At 67.9% G+C, this 16746-nt stretch carries 6 protein-coding genes; 2 read left to right on the forward strand and 4 right to left on the reverse strand.

Annotated features, from left to right (window positions below):
- Positions 1-133 precede the first annotated feature (133 nt).
- Together OG965_RS17410 and OG965_RS17415 are read right to left on the reverse strand one after the other, a co-directional pair.
- Positions 134-1273: a uroporphyrinogen-III synthase gene (locus OG965_RS17410; protein ID WP_371652991.1), complete on the reverse strand. Its 1140-nt coding sequence runs from the start codon at positions 1271-1273 to the stop codon at positions 134-136.
- A gap of 135 nt (positions 1274-1408) precedes the next feature.
- Entirely contained in the window at positions 1409-2740 is a 1332-nt protein-coding gene (locus OG965_RS17415) for a nitrate/nitrite transporter (RefSeq protein WP_371652992.1), read from the reverse strand.
- A 385-nt stretch (positions 2741-3125) separates the two neighbouring features.
- Here OG965_RS17415 and OG965_RS17420 point away from each other — a divergent pair, with 385 nt between their 5' ends.
- The gene (locus tag OG965_RS17420; RefSeq protein WP_371652993.1) at positions 3126-4331 is read left to right on the forward strand and encodes a helix-turn-helix domain-containing protein; all 1206 of its coding nucleotides are present in this window, start codon (positions 3126-3128) and stop codon (positions 4329-4331) included.
- 605 nt (positions 4332-4936) lie between these two features.
- Here OG965_RS17420 and OG965_RS17425 read toward each other — a convergent pair.
- Together OG965_RS17425 and OG965_RS17430 are read right to left on the reverse strand one after the other, a co-directional pair.
- Positions 4937-5434 (reverse strand): hypothetical protein, encoded by a 498-nt coding sequence (locus OG965_RS17425; RefSeq protein ID WP_371652994.1) that lies wholly within the window; start codon positions 5432-5434, stop codon positions 4937-4939.
- Between the two features lie 74 nt (positions 5435-5508).
- Positions 5509-12720: a polymorphic toxin-type HINT domain-containing protein gene (locus OG965_RS17430; RefSeq protein ID WP_371652995.1), complete on the reverse strand. Its 7212-nt coding sequence runs from the start codon at positions 12718-12720 to the stop codon at positions 5509-5511.
- An 851-nt stretch (positions 12721-13571) separates the two neighbouring features.
- Here OG965_RS17430 and OG965_RS17435 point away from each other — a divergent pair.
- A complete protein-coding gene (locus OG965_RS17435; RefSeq protein WP_371652996.1) occupies positions 13572-16742 on the forward strand; it encodes an FG-GAP-like repeat-containing protein in 3171 nt (1056 codons plus the stop codon).
- The last annotated feature ends 4 nt before the right edge of the window (positions 16743-16746 follow it).

Genomic DNA, 16746 nt, shown 5'->3' on the forward strand with positions numbered 1-16746 from the left:
GCCACCGCCTTGGGGGTTACCGGTGAGTGCCGTACCCCCAGAGTGCCCGCCCGGGGGCGGCGCCGGAAGCCCTCCTGCCGGGCGCGGCGGGAGCGGCCCGCAGCCGGGACCGGCGCCCTCGGCCGTCCCCTCCTCAGTCATCCCCGTACTTCGCGTCCGACCCCGGGTCGAGAGCCAGCCGGTAGCCGCGCTTGACCACGGTCTGGATGAGCTTGGGGGCGCCCAGGGCGGTACGCAGCCGGGTCATCGCGGTCTCCACCGCGTGCTCGTCCGTGCCCGAGCCCGGCAGGGCCCGCAGCAGGTCGGCGCGGGAGACCACCCAGCCGGGGCGGGCGGCGAGGGTGCGAAGCAGCGACATCCCGGCGGGCGGGACGGGCCGCAGCTCGCCGTCGACCAGGACCGCGTGGCCGCGGATCTCCACCCGGCGCCCGGCGATCGGCAGCGCCCTCGCCCGGGCGGGCAGTTCGCAGCAGAGCAGCTGGACCAGCGGCCCGAGCCGGAACCGCTCGGGCGCCACCGTCTTGATCCCGCGCGCCTGCAGCGGCAGCGCGGTGACCGGCCCGACGCAGGCGGCCAGCACATCGCGGTCGAGCGCGCCAAGCAGCTCGGTGAGCAGCCCGCGCTCCTCGGCCCGGGAGAACAGGGACGCGGCGGCGGGCGCGCTGGTGAAGGTGAGCGCGTCGAGTCCGCGCGCCACGGTGAGGTCGAGCAGCCGGTCGAGCGGACCGAGGTCCTCGGGCGGCAGCCACCGGTAGACGGGCACCCCGACGACCTGGGCGCCGCCGGCCCGCAGCGCCTCCACGAAGCCGGGCAGCGGTTCGCCGTGCAGCTGGACGGCGATCCGGCGGCCCTCGACGCCCTGCTCCAGGAGCCGGTCCAGGACCTCGGCCATCGAGTCGGACGACGGCGACCACTCCTCGGTGAGCCCGGCCGCCCGTATCGCGCCCTTCGCCTTCGGCCCCCGCGCGAGCAGTTCGGTGGCGCCGAGCCGGGCGAGCAGCGCCTCGCCGAGCCCCCAGCCGTCGGCGGCCTCCACCCAGCCGCGGAAGCCGATCGCCGTGGTGGCGATGACGATGTGCGGCGGCTCGTCGATCAGCTCCTTCGTGGCCGAGAGCAGCTCGCTGTCGTTGGCGAGCGACACGATCCGCAGGGCGGGCCCGTGCACCACCGCGCCGCCGCGCCGCTGAAGGAGCGCCCCCAGCTCTTCGGCGCGGCGGGCGGCGGTGACTCCGACCGTGAACCCGGCGAGGGGTCCGTGCTGTGTGTCGACCATGGCTCTCCAACCGGGGTGGTGCGGCGGTTCGCACCGAGCCTGTCAACCCCGCGTGACAGGCCCGGTTCGCGCGCGTGTCCCCGGTGTTACGGCGAGGACGGCCGCGACGCGCTCCCTGTGTCCTATTAGACCTCGTCAGACCTCGGCGTATACGGGTTCGGAGGGTGCGGCCGCGGCCGCCGGACGGCGAAGGTACACCGCCCAAGTGGCCGTGAAACAGAGCGCGTAGAAAGCGAGGAAGGAGACGAAGGCGGCGGTTCCGGTGCCATTGGTCATGAACGACTGGCGGAAGGCGAGGTTGATCGCGAGCCCGCCGAGCGCGCCGACGGCGCCGATCAGCCCCATCGCGGCCCCGGAGAGCCGCCGCCCGTAAGCGGCCGCGGTCTCCCCCTCCATCCCCTTGGACACGGCGGTGGCCTGGAAGATCGCCGGGATCATCTTGTACGTGGAGCCGTTGCCGAGCCCGCTGAGCACGAAGAGCGAGATGAATCCGACGAGGAAGACGCCGAGCGACTTCTGTACGGACGCAAAGATCACGACCCCGGTCGCGGCGGACATCGCTGCGAACGTCCACAGCGTGATCCGCGCACCCCCGACCCGGTCGGCGAGCGCCCCGCCCACGGGCCTGATCAGCGAGCCGAGCAGCGGCCCGATGAAGGTGAGCGAGGCGGCCTGCAGCGGGGTGCGCCCGAACTGGGTCTGGAGTACGAGCCCGAAGGCGAAGCTGTATCCGATGAACGACCCGAAGGTCCCGACGTACAGCAGCGACATGATCCACGTATGCCGATCGCGCACGGCTTCGAGAGCAGCCCCCGTGTCGTTCTTCACCGGCGCCAGATTGTCCATCTTCAGCGCGGCGCCGATGGCGGCGGCGACGATGAGCGGCACGTACACGCCGAGCACGATGCGGGGATGAGTGGCCCCGGCGGTCCCGATCACCAGCAGCCCGATGAGCTGCACGACGGGCACCCCGATGTTGCCCCCACCGGCATTGAGTCCCAGAGCCCACCCCTTCTTCCGCAAGGGGAAGAAGGAGTTGATGTTGGTCATGGAGGAGGCGAAGTTCCCGCCGCCGATGCCGGCGAGGGCGGCGACGAGCATGAAGGTGGAGTACGAGGTCCCGGGCTCCATCACGACGTACGCGGCGGCGGTCGGGACGAGCAGCGACAAGGCGCTGAAGATGGTCCAGTTCCGGCCACCGAACTTGGCGACCGCGAAGGTGTACGGGATCCGCACGAGCGCCCCGACCGCGGTGGCGGTCGATATCAGGAAGAACTTCCCGGCGGGGTCGACGTGGTAGGCGGGCCCCATGAAGAGGACCATCACCGACCACATGGTCCAGATGGAGAACCCGATGTGCTCGGAGAACACGGAGAACCACAGGTTCCGCCGGGCGACCCGCTCCCCGGTCCGCTCCCAGAAGACCTCGTCTTCCGGATCCCACACTTCGATCCAACGGCCGTTCATTGACGCCTCCCTGGTCGACGGTTCGTAGCGCGGTGGTGCGGCGCACGGGGCCGGTCTCTGATGACTGCGACTGCTTGATGACTGTTTCCGGACACCGACGGTAGGGAGGCCGGGTTTCACCCCCGTGCCGCCGCGTGACCGCCGGGCAACCTTGTGTTCACGGGGGAAGAGATGGTGCGGTGAGGCCCGCCCCCGCTGCTGCGGCGGCAACTCTTCACGGGGAGGTGTGCGTGGCGGAACAGGGGGTGTCCGCAGTCGCACAGCGAGGAGGGGGCACGGGCTGACGCCTGGGCATGGCCCGCCCGCCGAGGGCCGGGGCTGATCCGCAGCCTTCGAGCGGCAGCCAGGAGTAACGTCGGTGTATCGAGATCCGAAGGGTTTCAGGATGCCGTACGCCGACGACAGCACCCCGGACCGTATCGGGCGGCGCATCGCCAGAGCGCGCAAGGCTCGTGGCCTCACCCAACTCCAGCTCGCCCAGCGCATCCCGTGCTCGAAGTCCCTGATCGCCCAGGTTGAGCGGGGCCACAAACCGGCCACCCCATCGCTCACCGCCGGTGCCGCCCGCGCGCTCGGCGTCCGCCTGGACCAGCTTACCGGGCAGCCGTACGAAGATCCACAGCGCGGCCGGGTGCACGCGATGGTCCCGGACATCCAGACGGCCATGCTGTCGTGGGACCTGCCACAGGAGGACGTGCCGGTCCGCTCCCGTCCCGAGTTGGCGGCCGATGTGGCCCGCGCCTCCGCGCTCGGCCGGGCGGGCCGGTACGCCACCCTTGGCCGGATGCTTCCACCGCTCCTCGACGAGTTGTCGAGCGCCTGCCACGCGGCGGACGGGACCGAGCGCGAGCGCCTGTTCGGGCTCCTGGCCGAGGCGTACTCGGGGGTGACGGCGATCGCGTACACCGTGGGCCTGTTCGACCTGCGCTCCCAGGCGATGGATCGCGTCCAGTGGGCGGCACGGGAGTCCGCCGACCCGCTGCGCGTCGGCCGGACGCAGTGGCAGCGGGCCACGCTGTTCTTCCAGGCGGCAGCGTACGACCGTGGGCTGCGGCTTCTGGACCGCGTACGCCACGACTTGGGCGAGGACATCGCGCGCATGGACGCGCCGGGGCTGAGCGTGCATGGCGCGGTGCACCTGCGCTCAGCAATGTTCGCGGCGAGGGCGGGGAACGCGGGTGGCACCCACGCGCACCTGGACGCGGCGGCGGACGCAGCCCGCTGTCTCGGCCGCGACGCCAACCACTACGGCCTCGAATTCGGCCCCACGAATGTGGCGATGCACCGGCTCGGGGCGGCGGTGGAACTACACGACGGCCTGGAGGTCGCCCGCCTGACCCGCGAGGTTCGGTTGCCTGCCACGGTGGCTCCCGTGCGGGCGGGCCACTGGTACATGGACGCGGCGAAGGGGTGGCTGGACCACGGAAACCGGGAGCAGGCGTTTGCCGCTCTGCGGGCGGCGCGGAGGGCAGCCCCGGAACAGACCCGCAACCACCCGCAGGTGCGCGAGACGTTCCTGACCTTGTTACAGGAAGAGCGCCGCACGAAGGAGTCACTGTCGGGGTTCGCGGCTTGGCTCGGCGTGACGTGACGGTGTTTCACGAGCTGTGAAACTCGCGGGCTTGGCGTCGCAGCAGCATGAACGGACGGGAGCCCCGCGACTGCGTGAGCGGTCGGGGCGTGGGTCACCGCTGACGAGGAGCGCCGGCATGCCGCGCTGCACTGTCCCCATGTTCAATCCACCGGCGAACACGGCGAGCCACGCCGCAGAACAACTCCCTGGTCGGCAGAGGGCCAAACCGGTCGGGCTTGGCCTGTGCTGGGAGCCGATGCCCGGAAATCCCGCCCGCAACTGCACCATAAAGGGCGGCCACAACGGACCACACCTCCACGAGTACTCGGGCATCCGTTGGGACCGATCCGAGGGCCAGGCATGACCGCGCCCGACCGGCGGGAGCCGCGCGCCGCACTGACCCTTCGGGTATCGCAGGACGGCGGCCGCACCTGGGGCCCCCGACGCGCAATCCGGATCACCGGGCTCGCCTTACCGGAGCTCACCGCCGTGTGGCCGCCCTGTACGTGTGCCAGGTGCGGCCCGGCAACACAACAGAAAGGTCTTCCCTGTGATCCACACCTTGGGCAGTTCAGGATCTGAAACATTACCCGGTCGCGAGGTGGTCCTGGCGAAGCCCATGCCTATCCGTACGAAGAAGTAGCACTCGCCGGAATCTGGTAACCGACCGCAAGATTCTTGTCGAAGATCACGACTAGAGCATCGGGCATATACGTGAATCCGGCCCCTTCGGCCTCACCTAGCGCAACTACCAAACTCGACCTATTGAAGAATTCAAAACGGAACGCCCAAGGCATTTCACTGGAACCCTCATTAGGAATGTGCCAGGCTGGGCTGACACTCACAATTGACTCACCGAGGAATCTCCCCCAATCGACATGAGAACTCACATCGATCACATCCCCCGGCAATTGAGCGTCTGGCTCACCGGAAGTCCTGAGTTGAATTTCCAATCCCTCATCGACGCCATTCATAGACCAGGACAGAACCAACGCAGCCCCGCTGGCCATAACCAGTTGAACAGCCATGTCGACTTCGTGGGCACGATCCGCCCTGTGCCCTTCAGGCCAGCCGTCACCCTGCGGCACCACATAGTGGACCGCCTCCACAGCTTCTCCCACAATAGCGGCCTGCAGGGTAGCAAGGTCGGCGCCATCATGCGCCCGCGCAGCCCATGGCCGAATTATCAACATAACTAATACCGCCCGAAGTACTGGAACTGGCCGCGAGAGTCGAACGTCGCCCCGATTCCTCGCCCACCAGCCGAGTCCGGCATGATGTAGCGCGTTCCACCGGAAAAGTTCCCAGAGTTAACCGGCGACGTAACGGTTCCTGGGTTGGTCAGGATATCATCGAGGAGATCCTGACCGGTTGAATCCAACTCCTTACCTGGCACTACAGGAAGATCCCCACGATTCATGTGCTTCTGATACTCACGCCCCGCATGGGTTCGATTCCCCTTAGCCGGACGCGTCCCACTTTGCGAAAGGGCATCCAGATCCGGATCGCACAGCGTGGAATTATGAACAAGGACCGGGGTTACCCCTGCTAGCACATAGTACGTGTGAAGGCCGTCCACGGTTAGGTTGTAGGTGCGAGCATGATCTGCATGCCCCCTATTGGAAGTGACCGTCACCGCTTTGCCGTCAGGGGTACGCAGTTTAGTGCCCGGCTCAATACGTCCCGCCGCTACCCACGCATGGGCGGATTCGGACCAGAAAGGATGCTCATGAGTTGCGGTGAGCTTCTTCGGTCCATCCTTCGTGGAAATGGTGAGCTCATTGAAGTACTTATCGCTGTCAGTGACGATCAGTCGCGTCACTCTACGCTTGCCGGTCTTACCTGTAACCGGGTCAGTCGCAACGACCTCGTCGCCGATTTTTACCGACTCGATGCTCTTGTCGCGACCATCACCCATGAGCACCTTGGTGCCCGCAAGGAAGCACTTGCAGGGACTGGGCGCCGAAGAGCTGGATCCCCCCTTGATTCTCTGCCCCGAGAACCCGCCGCCAATGGACCTTGCTCCGGCACCCATCTCGCCACCAGCGAAGAGGAATCCACCCCTGCCGGTGGAATTGAGGACCATTCCCTTGGCGCAGTCCATGACATTGCATACGAGGCGCACCCAGTGCCGCAGCTGCGCCTGAGCGTCAGGATTGTCGCGTTCGACCAGGTAGTCATCCTTCTGTGGGTATCGATTGGCGTCCAGGTAATAGCGGTAGAAGAGCCTCGTGAACTGGTCTTCGTTCTTCCAGTTGTTCGGAACCCAAACGCCCGGAAATATCTCGTGACGCTTTCCATCAACCTTCAGGGCGCCACTTTCGGCGCCAATCTTCGTTTTTTTGCAACTGCCCTTATGGCACGACCCCGCCCCTGGCCTATCAGGGTCTATGGGGCCATCAGTGATGATGTCGCCGCTGCCATCCCCCTTCGGCGTACCAACACCGCACTGGTCAGCCCGGCACAGACCGGAAGGGTCGCTCGTCGTGACCGGGTTGTTCCCGCTGTACGCGTACCCGTTCATCTGCACGGGATCCGAGTCGATGATGATCGGGTCCGCCGAGAGGAAGCGACCGTTGGCTTGGTCGTACTCCCGAGCCCCCAGATGCGTAAGCCCCGTCGCCGTGTCGTCGACCCCGACGCCCAAATAGCTCCGCTTGTTCGGCCAAGCCCCCGGCTTCGCCCCCCGCACCTCCCCATACGGCTTGAAAGCCCGCCGCGTGATCGGCTGCCCCGGCGACTCCTCCACCGAAGTCGATGCCGTCCCCAGCTGGTCGCTCACCAGAACGCTCAGCTTGTGACCCGACGTCGCGCCATCCGTCGTCGACCGAACCACCGTCGGCGCCCCGACCTGGCCGTAAGAGCGACTCGCCCGCGTGATCTTCCCCGCCGCCGTAGTCAGCTCCGTCTCGCCCAGGTACAGCACGCTGCCCGCCGGTGAGTTCTCCAGGACGCGGTTGCCCTCGGCGTCGTAGACGTACTGCGTCTTGACGCCGTCGACCGTCGCCGTGTCGACCTTGCGATCCTGGGTCCAGGTGAAGCGCTGGGTGACGTCGGCCAGGTCGCGGACCGTGGTGTTGCCCGTGCGGTCGTACTCGTACGCGCTGCCACTGCCTGACGGAGTCGAGGTGACGTCCGTCAGCACGTGGGGCTGGATCAGGGTGCTCGGGCTGGTTCCGTTGCCCGTGATCGTCGTGCCGTAGCCATACCGGAAGGACACGTCCTTCGTCGCGTCCGCCGGGTCGTGCTTCACCTGCGTCGCGCGGTTGCCGAGGACGTCGAAGGTGTAGCTGTCCCAGTAGCCCGTCGCCCCGCCCGCGACCGAACCCGCCGCCGGGGCAGCCGCCTTCAGCGAAGCGGTGAGCGCCGCGTCCGGGGTGTTCTTGTCGGAAACAGCGTCGGCCGCGTTGGCGATCGGGCCGCCCGACGCCGTGCCGTCCCCGTTGTATCCCCACTGCTGGCCGCTGTCGGACTTGCAGCCCACCGACGTGGTGCCCGGGGTGATGTTGGACGTCCAGGCGTGGGCCAGCTGCCCCATCGCGTCATACGTGAAGCACTGGTTGTCCCAGACGGACGTGCCCGCGTCCGTGAGCTGGCGGGCGTTGGACGTGACGTTGCCCGCGACGTCGTAGGAGTAGAAACTGCTGTTGATTCTGTGCGAGTTGGTCGTCTCGCGGTCCGTGACCGTGCGCTGGAGGCGGCCCGTGTGCTCGTCTACGAAGTTCGTCGTCCAGACCCGATACGGCTGGGGGCCGCTCACCACGCGCAGCGGCTCGCCGTACGGGGAGTACGTGACGTCCGTCGTGTACCAGCTCTGCCCCGACGTCGACTCCGCCAGGCCGTCGCTGTTGTAACGCGTGACGACCTTCTCTGCGGCCAGACCACCCACCGCCGGCAGCGTCACCGTCAGCGGTTTGCCGGTCGGCGTGTACTCGTAGGCGTACTTGTACGTGCCGGACACACCCGTCGTCATGGCGTTGGCCGGGACGACCGTCTCCTTGCCGGTCGGGCGATAGCCGGTGTCGTAGCCGGTGACCCGGTTGATGTAGTCGCCACTCTTGTCGTGGCGGATCGACTCGACGGGCTGGCCCAGTGCACCCGGCAGGGTGTCGAAGGAAAACTCCTTCACCGGCGGGGCCGTCGTCGAGCCTTCGCGGACCGCGACGATCCGACTCAGCTCGTCGTACGACGTGTACGTGCTGCCCCGGGAGTCGGTCACGCTGACCAAGCGGTCCGCGTCGTCGTAGCCGGACGTCGTCTCGCCCGTGTCCGGGTCGGTCGAGGCGATCAGACGCTTGCGGGCGTCATAGGTGTACGTCCAAGCGTTGCCCGCCGGGTCGGTGACCTTCGAGCGGTTGCCCCGGGCGTCGTACTCGTAGCTGGTCTGGCGGTACTCCGTGGACTGCGGGTTGGTGAAGTGCTGGATCGCCGTCACCCGGCCGCGCGCGTCAGTGAAAGTCTTGATCGCTGGGGCCGCGCCACCCGCCGGAACCGCGAACGTGCTGGTGTCCTGGTAGCTGGTGGTCGCCGCGTAGACGGACTTGCCGCTGAAGAGCGTGGACGCCCGGACAGGGCGCTCCAAGCCGTCGTACGTCGTACGCGTCATGCTCGGCACCAGGCTGTCCGAGGCGCGTTTGAACTGGGCGGACTGCGGGTCCCCGGCCGCCAGGTAGGGGTTCGTCTGCTCCCGGATGAGGCCGTGGTCGTCGTAGCGGGTGTCCGCGATGATCCGGCCGGGCCCGTGCGCCTCGCTCTGCGTCTGCACGGCGCGCATCAGGCCGTCGTAGACGGTGACCTGCTTGGCGTAGGTGCCGTCGTCCTTGACGTTCTCGACGGTGACGGCGGTGGGCTTGGTCGTCGTGTCCGTCGCCACCGCCATCTGGTAGGTGATCTTGACGTCGGGCGTCTGGGTGCCCGAGGAGCGCACCGGAGTCCAGCCCTTGACGAGGCGGCCGAGCGCGTCGTACTCGCTGCGTGCCACACGGCCGTTGGCGTCGGTGACGGTCAGGGGGAGCGCACGGCCGGGGTCGAGCGTCGTGGTGGTCGCGAAACCCTTGGGGTTGATGATCTTTGTCGAAGTGACGGGTCCACCCGCATCACCGGGCGTGTACTGGGTCTCGGTGGTCCCGACCAGCGGCTTCTTCACCGTGCGGACGCGACCGAGCGGGTCGTACGTCATCGTCACCGCAGGGCCGAAGGCGCTGCCCGCGCCATTGGTCTCCGTGATCGTGGTGGCGAGCCCCTTGGCGGGGGTCTCGCCGTAGCCCAGCCCGTCGTACGACGTCCGGGCGGCTCCCGTGAGCTGCGTCGCCACATCCGCGTTGGCGTAGTCGGCACACGACGTGCTCGTCGAGCGGATCTGCTTGGGGAGCCCGATGAGATTCGTGGACTCGTTGTGGACGTAGTCCGTCTTGGCGCAGGTGTAGTCGCTGAGCGTCTCGCCGCCGGTCCCGTTGGGCTGAACCACAGCGGTCTGGACCTCGATGGGCAGACCGTGGTCGTCGTCGACCTTGGTCGTGGTGCGGACGGCCTGCCAGCTGTTGTCGACCGTCTGGATCGCGTCCGAGCGCTCCACTCCGGTGCGGTGAGCGAGCAGGGCTCCCGCTCCGCCGTCCCGGTCCCGCGAAGCCGTCTGCTTGGACCAGGGGAAGCTGAGGGTGCGCTTGAGCACCCGGCCGCCGCTCCCGTCGTACGTGATCGACTCGGCTGTCATGCCTCCGTACTGGGGCTGGTCGTCGGCGATCAGCATCACCGCACCCGTGGAGTCCTTGACCGCACCGCCCGCGCCACGGAAGTAGCGGCTGACCGAATACGACTGGGTTTGCGGGTTGCCGGCGGTCGGCGTGTTCTTGCTGCCCTTGGTCGTGGCCACCTGCTGGAAGCCCCGCCACTCGCTGTATGTGCGCAGGTCGGGCTTGGTGAACTCGTCGTCGCTCTTGCCCCAGGCCGCGCCCGAGTAGGAGTAGTTGGTCGTGATGCGGTCGGAGACGCCGGTGATCCGGTCGGTCTCGGTGACCGAGTCCACGAGGTACTTGTTGAACCAGGAGAGTGCGGGCTTCTCCTCCTCGCCATCCGGCGACCACCGCACCGGGTAGCAAGTGCCGGTGTTCTTGTCCTGGTCGACCGACGGCTCGGTGCGGCAGCCGCCCTTGTACCGGACCTCGATATCGGCGCCGTGCTCCGTGGCGACCGTGCCGATACGCGGGCGCGTGAAGCCCGGCCGGGGGTCACTGGACGACTTGGGGACCAGGTTGGGGAGCTGCTTGTCCTTGAGGTAGCTGCGCAGGGGGTGGTCGCTGCCCACGACGTACGGGCCGAAGCTGACGCCCGCGCTGGACATGAGCGTGCCGGTGCTGTCGCCGGGGGCGTACCCACGGCGGGTGATCTTGGTGAGCCACAGACCCGGCGAGGTGTCGTACCAGTCGCGCGGGAAGCTCTGCTCAAGGTTGTACGTGTCGACCTTGGCCAGACCCGTGACACCCGGGCGGGCGCCCTCGGTTGTGACCGACTCCAGGCGCTTGCGGGTCCAGAACGAGGGGAAGGCCGGGCAGAGCTTGGAGTCGGACTTGCAGTTCAGGTTGCCGGGGACGTCCCACCAGGGGCGGTACGAGGCTGGGTCCGCCGTATTGTTGAACTTGGCCTCGTCGCAGGCGGTCGCGCCGGCCAGGCAGCGCTCCTTGGTGTTGAAGACGACGCGGGCCGAGGGCGTGGTGAGCGAGCCGGTGCGCAGCCCGTACTCGACGCTCGTCGGGTAGCCGCCGCGGATGTACTTCTCGGGCGACTTGAACTTCTTGTTGGGGGCGTAGTAGTTCGTCTCCTGGGCCCAGTTGACGATCATCGCGTTGCCGTGGACGTCAACGACCTTGTCCAGGCCCCAGTGCCAGGCCTGCTGCTTCTTCGTCGTGCCCTCGGCACAGCGGGAGTCGGCGAACGCGGTGGCGTAGCAGGGCTCGCCGGGATGGTTGCCGTAGACCGGGACGGTGAAGACGGAGTTGGTGTCGGCGTGGCTGCCGCCCACCTTGTTGAGGCCGTAGAAGTACTGGGTGCCGTCGGCGGTGGTGACCACCCAGTACTCGCCGTTGTTGTCCCCGTTGTCGCCGCCGGACTTGAGCTCGACGCGGGTGCCGTCGTCGTTCTGCGGGCGGTAGATGTCCGTGTTGCCGACCCGCACCAGCTCGGTCGTCCGGCCGCCGAGCGACATGACCGCGTTGTACGAGACCCAGCACAGGTCGGACGTCTTGTACTTCTTGTCCTTGTTGTTGGGCGCTCCGGCGTCGGTGTCCTTGCGGTCGTCCTGGCAGGCTCGGTAGCGGCGCTCGATGTGGCCGGGCTCGTACGTCCAGCCCTCACCGATCCACGAAGCCTGCGGCGACGTAGTGGACGTCTTGCCGTCGACGGTCTGGGACGAGTACTCGAAGGAGATCTTCGGGGCCGGGCCCGCGGGGGCGGGCGGCACGGTCACGGGGTACGACCAGCTGAAGGCGCCGGACGCGTTTCCGGCCGCCCACTTGCCGTCGCCGGCGAGCGGGGTGGCCTTGAACGAACCGCCGTTGCCCGCGCCGGAGTCGACCGCGCCGACAACCGCCTTGTCACCGCCCGCGGCGACTGGCTGGACGTATGCCGCCTGCATCACGCCGGAGGGGGCCGCAACCCGGGGAGCAGCGGCCGGGGTCACCGTGCCGTCGGCGGCGGTGTCGACGGTCGCGGTGATCGTCTTGCCGCCGGAGTCGTTGGCCGTCTCCAGGTCCTGGTAGGCCCAGCACTCCTCCACGTCGGGCGTGGTCAGGTAGCACTCGGGAAACTGCACGAAGTGCAGCCGGGAGGCCCAGTCGGCGCCGTAGAGGTTCTCGTACGTCTTGTAGTCGAGCTGCACGGAGACCGGGACGGAGGCGCCTGCCGGAGCCGTCACGGTGACGATCGCGCCGTCCACGCCATCGGACTCGACGGCCGTACGCGCGGACACGCCCACCTGCCACGTGCCCGTGGGCACGGCGGCTCCCGGAGCCTGGCCGAGTTTCACCGGGAGCGTGCCCACAGGTTCGAGACCGGCAGGTGTCGCGGCGGCGGATCCCGCCCGGAAGGCCGTCTGCTGCGCGGTGGAAGAGAAGGTGACCGAAGCGGTGCCCGCGGCGGGGGGCGTGGTGGTGCCCGTGGGTGCGTCCGTGGTGTTCGCCGGAGGCTCGACGTCGATGCGGTCGAGCTTCGGATCCAGGGTGCCGCCCTTGATCAGCTGCTCCTGGCGGAGGTTCTCCAGGGCCAGGCTCTGATCATGACGCGGTGCCTCGTCGTTGGCCGGGTCCGGGGGTTGCGCCAGCGCGGGCGTGGGCAGCAGGGCGATCGCCAGGGCCGTGCAGACGGCTGAAAGCACGGATGCCCGGCGGCGCCGACTGCGTGCGGACGGCGGCATGACAAACACGGTGAGGTCCCCCCGGACGTCAACGGGCGGCACCTGAAAGGAACGCAGGTGATGCCGCTTCAGAACGCGCTGATTCTGTGCGCCGCCTGTGAAGAAAGCCAGGCATTTACGTGATCAGTGAAAATAGCCACGCCGCGTATCGCCTCAACTAAACCATCGGGGCAGGGAGCACGACATGCCGCCCAGGAGAGCAGGAATAGATACTGATCGGCGGAGAACAGATAGCTCAGTCTGTTCGGGATCAACTGTCACTAATCCACTCATGGATATGCACCGGTCAGCAACGAAAAGCGAGCAATGGATGGGGTCATTTCCGTTCGGAGGACCTGGTTCGACTTTCGCGCGCACAGCAACCGCACAGCTGCCGAAGGTGAGTCACCGAGTGCAAGGGGTGACAGATTGGGCGTGACGACGCCCCCCTCTTGAGCAATGATCTGGTCGCATCTTCACGTCTCGCGCACAGAAGCGGCAGGGCGTGACGACAGGAAGTGCCCGGTCGGCAGTCCGTCGCGACGCCGGCACGAGGGGGGAAGGGAACCTCGCGCATGACGAGCAGAGCGCGCCGCATGCCCGGACGCAAAGCAACAGCCGCCATAGCAGCGGCCGTTGTGGTGGGTTCGGGCGTGACCTATATCGGCCTGAATGATTCCGGGAGCAGCCACAAGAAGCCGCGGTCCACCGAAAACGCCGCACCACTGGACGAGGCCGGGGCTGCGGCCAGGGCGAAGCGGACCGGAAAGGCGGTGGAGGCAGCGGCACTGCGTACCGCGTATTCGACCACCTGGGCCCGCCCGGACGGAATGCTCCAACGGCGCATCCACACAAGTCCAATCCGAGCCAAAGTGGGTGGCGAATGGAAGGCGATCGACCCCACTTTGATCAAGGTCAACAACGGCTGGTCCCCCAAAGCGACGAACGTGCGGATGACCTTCTCCGCCGGCGCCTCCGGCAGCGGGACCGAGCACGCCTCGCGTGACCAGGCCCGCCGAGTTCCCCTGCTCGCACCCGCCGCGCCCAACGCCACCACCGCGACCGGCAACGCCCTCGTCACCCTGTCGACCGGTGGCCACGACATCGTGCTGACCTGGCCGGGGCCGATCCCCCAGCCGGTGATCGACGGCTCGCGTGCGCTCTACCCGGAGATCCTGCCGGGCGCGGACCTGGTCCTCACAGCCGACGACGGCGGGTTCGCCCAGCTCCTGGTGGTGAAGAACCGGCAAGCCGCGGCCAATCCGCAGGTGGCCCGACTCGCGTACGGGCTCTCCTCCCCCGATCTCAACTTCGTGCTGGACCCCACCACACGCATCCTCACCGCGAAGGACAGCGGCGGCGGCGACATCGCGGAGTCGCCCACCCCGCTCATGTGGGACAGCGCCGGCGTCACCGCCACCACCGACGGCGGTGGCGGGGGAACGAGCTCACCCCCACCGCCCGAGCCGACACCGACGGACACACCCGACGGTTCGACGAGCGGCGGCGAGACGCCCACGGCCTCGCCCGAGCCGTCCAGCGCCACTGACGACACCGACCGGGGCGACACCTGGAAGGAGGTGCTGCCCGGGCCGTCGGACGACGCGCCCGACCCTTCGGTCGTCCGGCCCAACCTCACGCCTCCTCCGATCCCGCCGGAGGCGTCGCCCGAGCCCACCCGGACCGGACCGGACGCGACCCTCGGCCTGCCCGCCCTCGCCGGACCGCAGCCCGAATCCCACGGTGCACTTGCCGACGTCGATCTCCAGGGTTCCAACTGGATCCTGACCGCAGATCAGGAGTTCCTCAACGACTCCTCCACCGTGTATCCGGTCTTCATCGACCCTTCGGTCAAGAAGCACACCAACGACTGGACCACGGCCTACGACCGGCACCCGAACGCCAACTTCTACAACGGCCGGAACTTCAACAAGGGCGGCACGCATGAGGCGCGGGTGGGCTTCGAGTCCGACACCTGGGGAACCTCCCGTTCCTTCTTCACCATCGGCTGGGACTCCGACCTCAAGGACGCCATCGTCTCCGACGCGACGCTGCGCATCCTGGAGACCTACTCCTGGTCGTGCGACGCGCGACGGATGGACATCTATCTCACCGGTGAGATCAACTCCAAGACGACTTGGAACAACGCCCCGAAGATGACCAGCGGCAACAAGCTGGCCAGCCGGTCCTTCGCTCACGGCTGGAAGTCCGGTTCCTGCCCGGACGCGTACGAGGCCTTCAAAATCACGGGCACGGCACAGCGTGCTGTCAGCAGGGGCTGGGGCACCATGACCATCGGCATACGCGCCGCGACGGAGGACTCCCAGTACGCCTGGAAGAAGATCCAGGCGGACGGCGGCAACGACCCGTACGTCGACCTCTCTTACAACCGGCGCCCCGAGCCCCCGACCGGGCTCGACCTCGACCCGGATCTCAGCTGCGACACCACCGCCCCGTACGTCAACGTCGGTGCCTCTCAGCTGACTTTCTGGGCCGGCGCCAAGGACAGGGACGACAACCTGGCCTCGCTCCGCTTCCAGCTGTGGCGAGCGGGCACCAGCCCCACCAACAACAACCTCCTGGGAAACAAGGGCAACGTCTCCGTCGGCAGTCAGACGTCGTCCGCGAGGGTGCACACCGACCCGTTCTCGACGAGCGGACTGCAGAGCGGGGGCACGTACTCGTGGCGCGTCATCGCCGTAGACAAGTACGGCGCCACGTCGACCAGATACTCCCCTGGCGGCGACATCCCCTGCCGGTTCGTCTTTGACAACCAGCGGCCGAGCCCACCCATCGTCACCTCGACCGACTTCCCCGACGCCGACCAGAGTGACAACGGCTTCTGGAACGACCCCGAGGACTCCCTCTGGAGCACCCAACCGTTCGGCAAACCCGGCACATTCACCTTCCGGACGGCTCAGGCAGACGTCGCGAAGTTCGAGTACAGCTACAACGGCGGCTCGTACAACTTCTCGGTCACCAGGACCGGAGCGCTGACCACCGTCGCGAACGCCAAGCCGCCCATGGCAGGCCCGGTCGTCCTGTACGTACGGGCCGTGGATGCGGCGAACAACAGGTCCGAACCCCGCAAGTACCTCTTCTACGTGACCCCACGGGACTCCGCCGACGCCCCCGGTGACCTCACTGGTGACAAACTCCCCGACCTCATGGTCGTCAGCGGCGACGGTGACCTGCGCACCTACCCTTCCCAGGCCCTGGCGGACCTGTCCAAGGGCACCGGTGGCCTCGGCTACTCCATGTCCGGCGGCTACCGAGGCAACCCCGACAAGGACCCCACCGGTGGCGACGGCAGGCCGATCTACACCGCGGCCCCGAGCGGCTACTGGAAGAACACGCTCATCGCGCACCTCGGTGACGTCTATGGAGGCGACGGTCTCCAGGACCTCGTCGCCGTCCGCGAAGGCAAGCTGTGGGTCTATCCCGGCGACGGGTACGGCGCCGTCAACGTCGACAAGCGCCAGGAGATCCTGCTGCCGTCGAACGCGCCCAGCCCGGCCTCCATCACCCAGATCGTCTCCGCCGGGGACGCCACCGGTGACGGCAAGCCGGACTTCTTCCTGCGGGTCGGTGACGCCTTCTGGGCCCTGGTCGGCTACAACGGCGCTACCGTCGACCAGGCGGTCCAGTTGTCACCGGACGCTTGGAGCAGCCGCGACATCGTCACCGTCCAGGACGTCACGGGCGACGGCACCGCCGATCTGATCTACCGCAGCGACAGCGCCGGGCAACTCGCGCTGCGCGTCGGCAAGAAGGCCGCCACCGGCGGGGTCGATCTGAAGTCGCTGGCCAGTGCCGCGGGCTCCGCCAACGGCTCCGACGGCGTCTACGGCGCCTCCAGTTGGGGGCGGAGCAACATCCGGCTCCTCTACGGCACCCCTGACGCCGACGGAGACGGCATCCCCGACGTCTGGGTGGTCAAGGCCGACGGAACCGTCCGCTTCTACTCCGGTGGCCGCACCACCATGCCGACCGCCGGGATCCAGATCAACAGCGGCTGGCAGTCGAAGCTCGCCATCGGCTGAACGC

This window comes from Streptomyces sp. NBC_00224, assembly GCF_041435195.1.
Taxonomy (GTDB): Bacteria; Actinomycetota; Actinomycetes; order Streptomycetales; family Streptomycetaceae; genus Streptomyces.

Excerpts from the sequence above, each read along its gene's own strand:
- OG965_RS17430 (WP_371652995.1), bottom strand. The coding sequence starts at position 12,720 with ATGCCGCCGTCCGCACGCAGTCGGCGCCGCCGGGCATCCGTGCTTTCA.
- OG965_RS17410 (WP_371652991.1), bottom strand. The coding sequence starts at position 1,273 with ATGGTCGACACACAGCACGGACCCCTCGCCGGGTTCACGGTCGGAGTC.
- OG965_RS17415 (WP_371652992.1), bottom strand. The coding sequence starts at position 2,740 with ATGAACGGCCGTTGGATCGAAGTGTGGGATCCGGAAGACGAGGTCTTC.
- OG965_RS17420 (WP_371652993.1), top strand. The coding sequence starts at position 3,126 with ATGCCGTACGCCGACGACAGCACCCCGGACCGTATCGGGCGGCGCATC.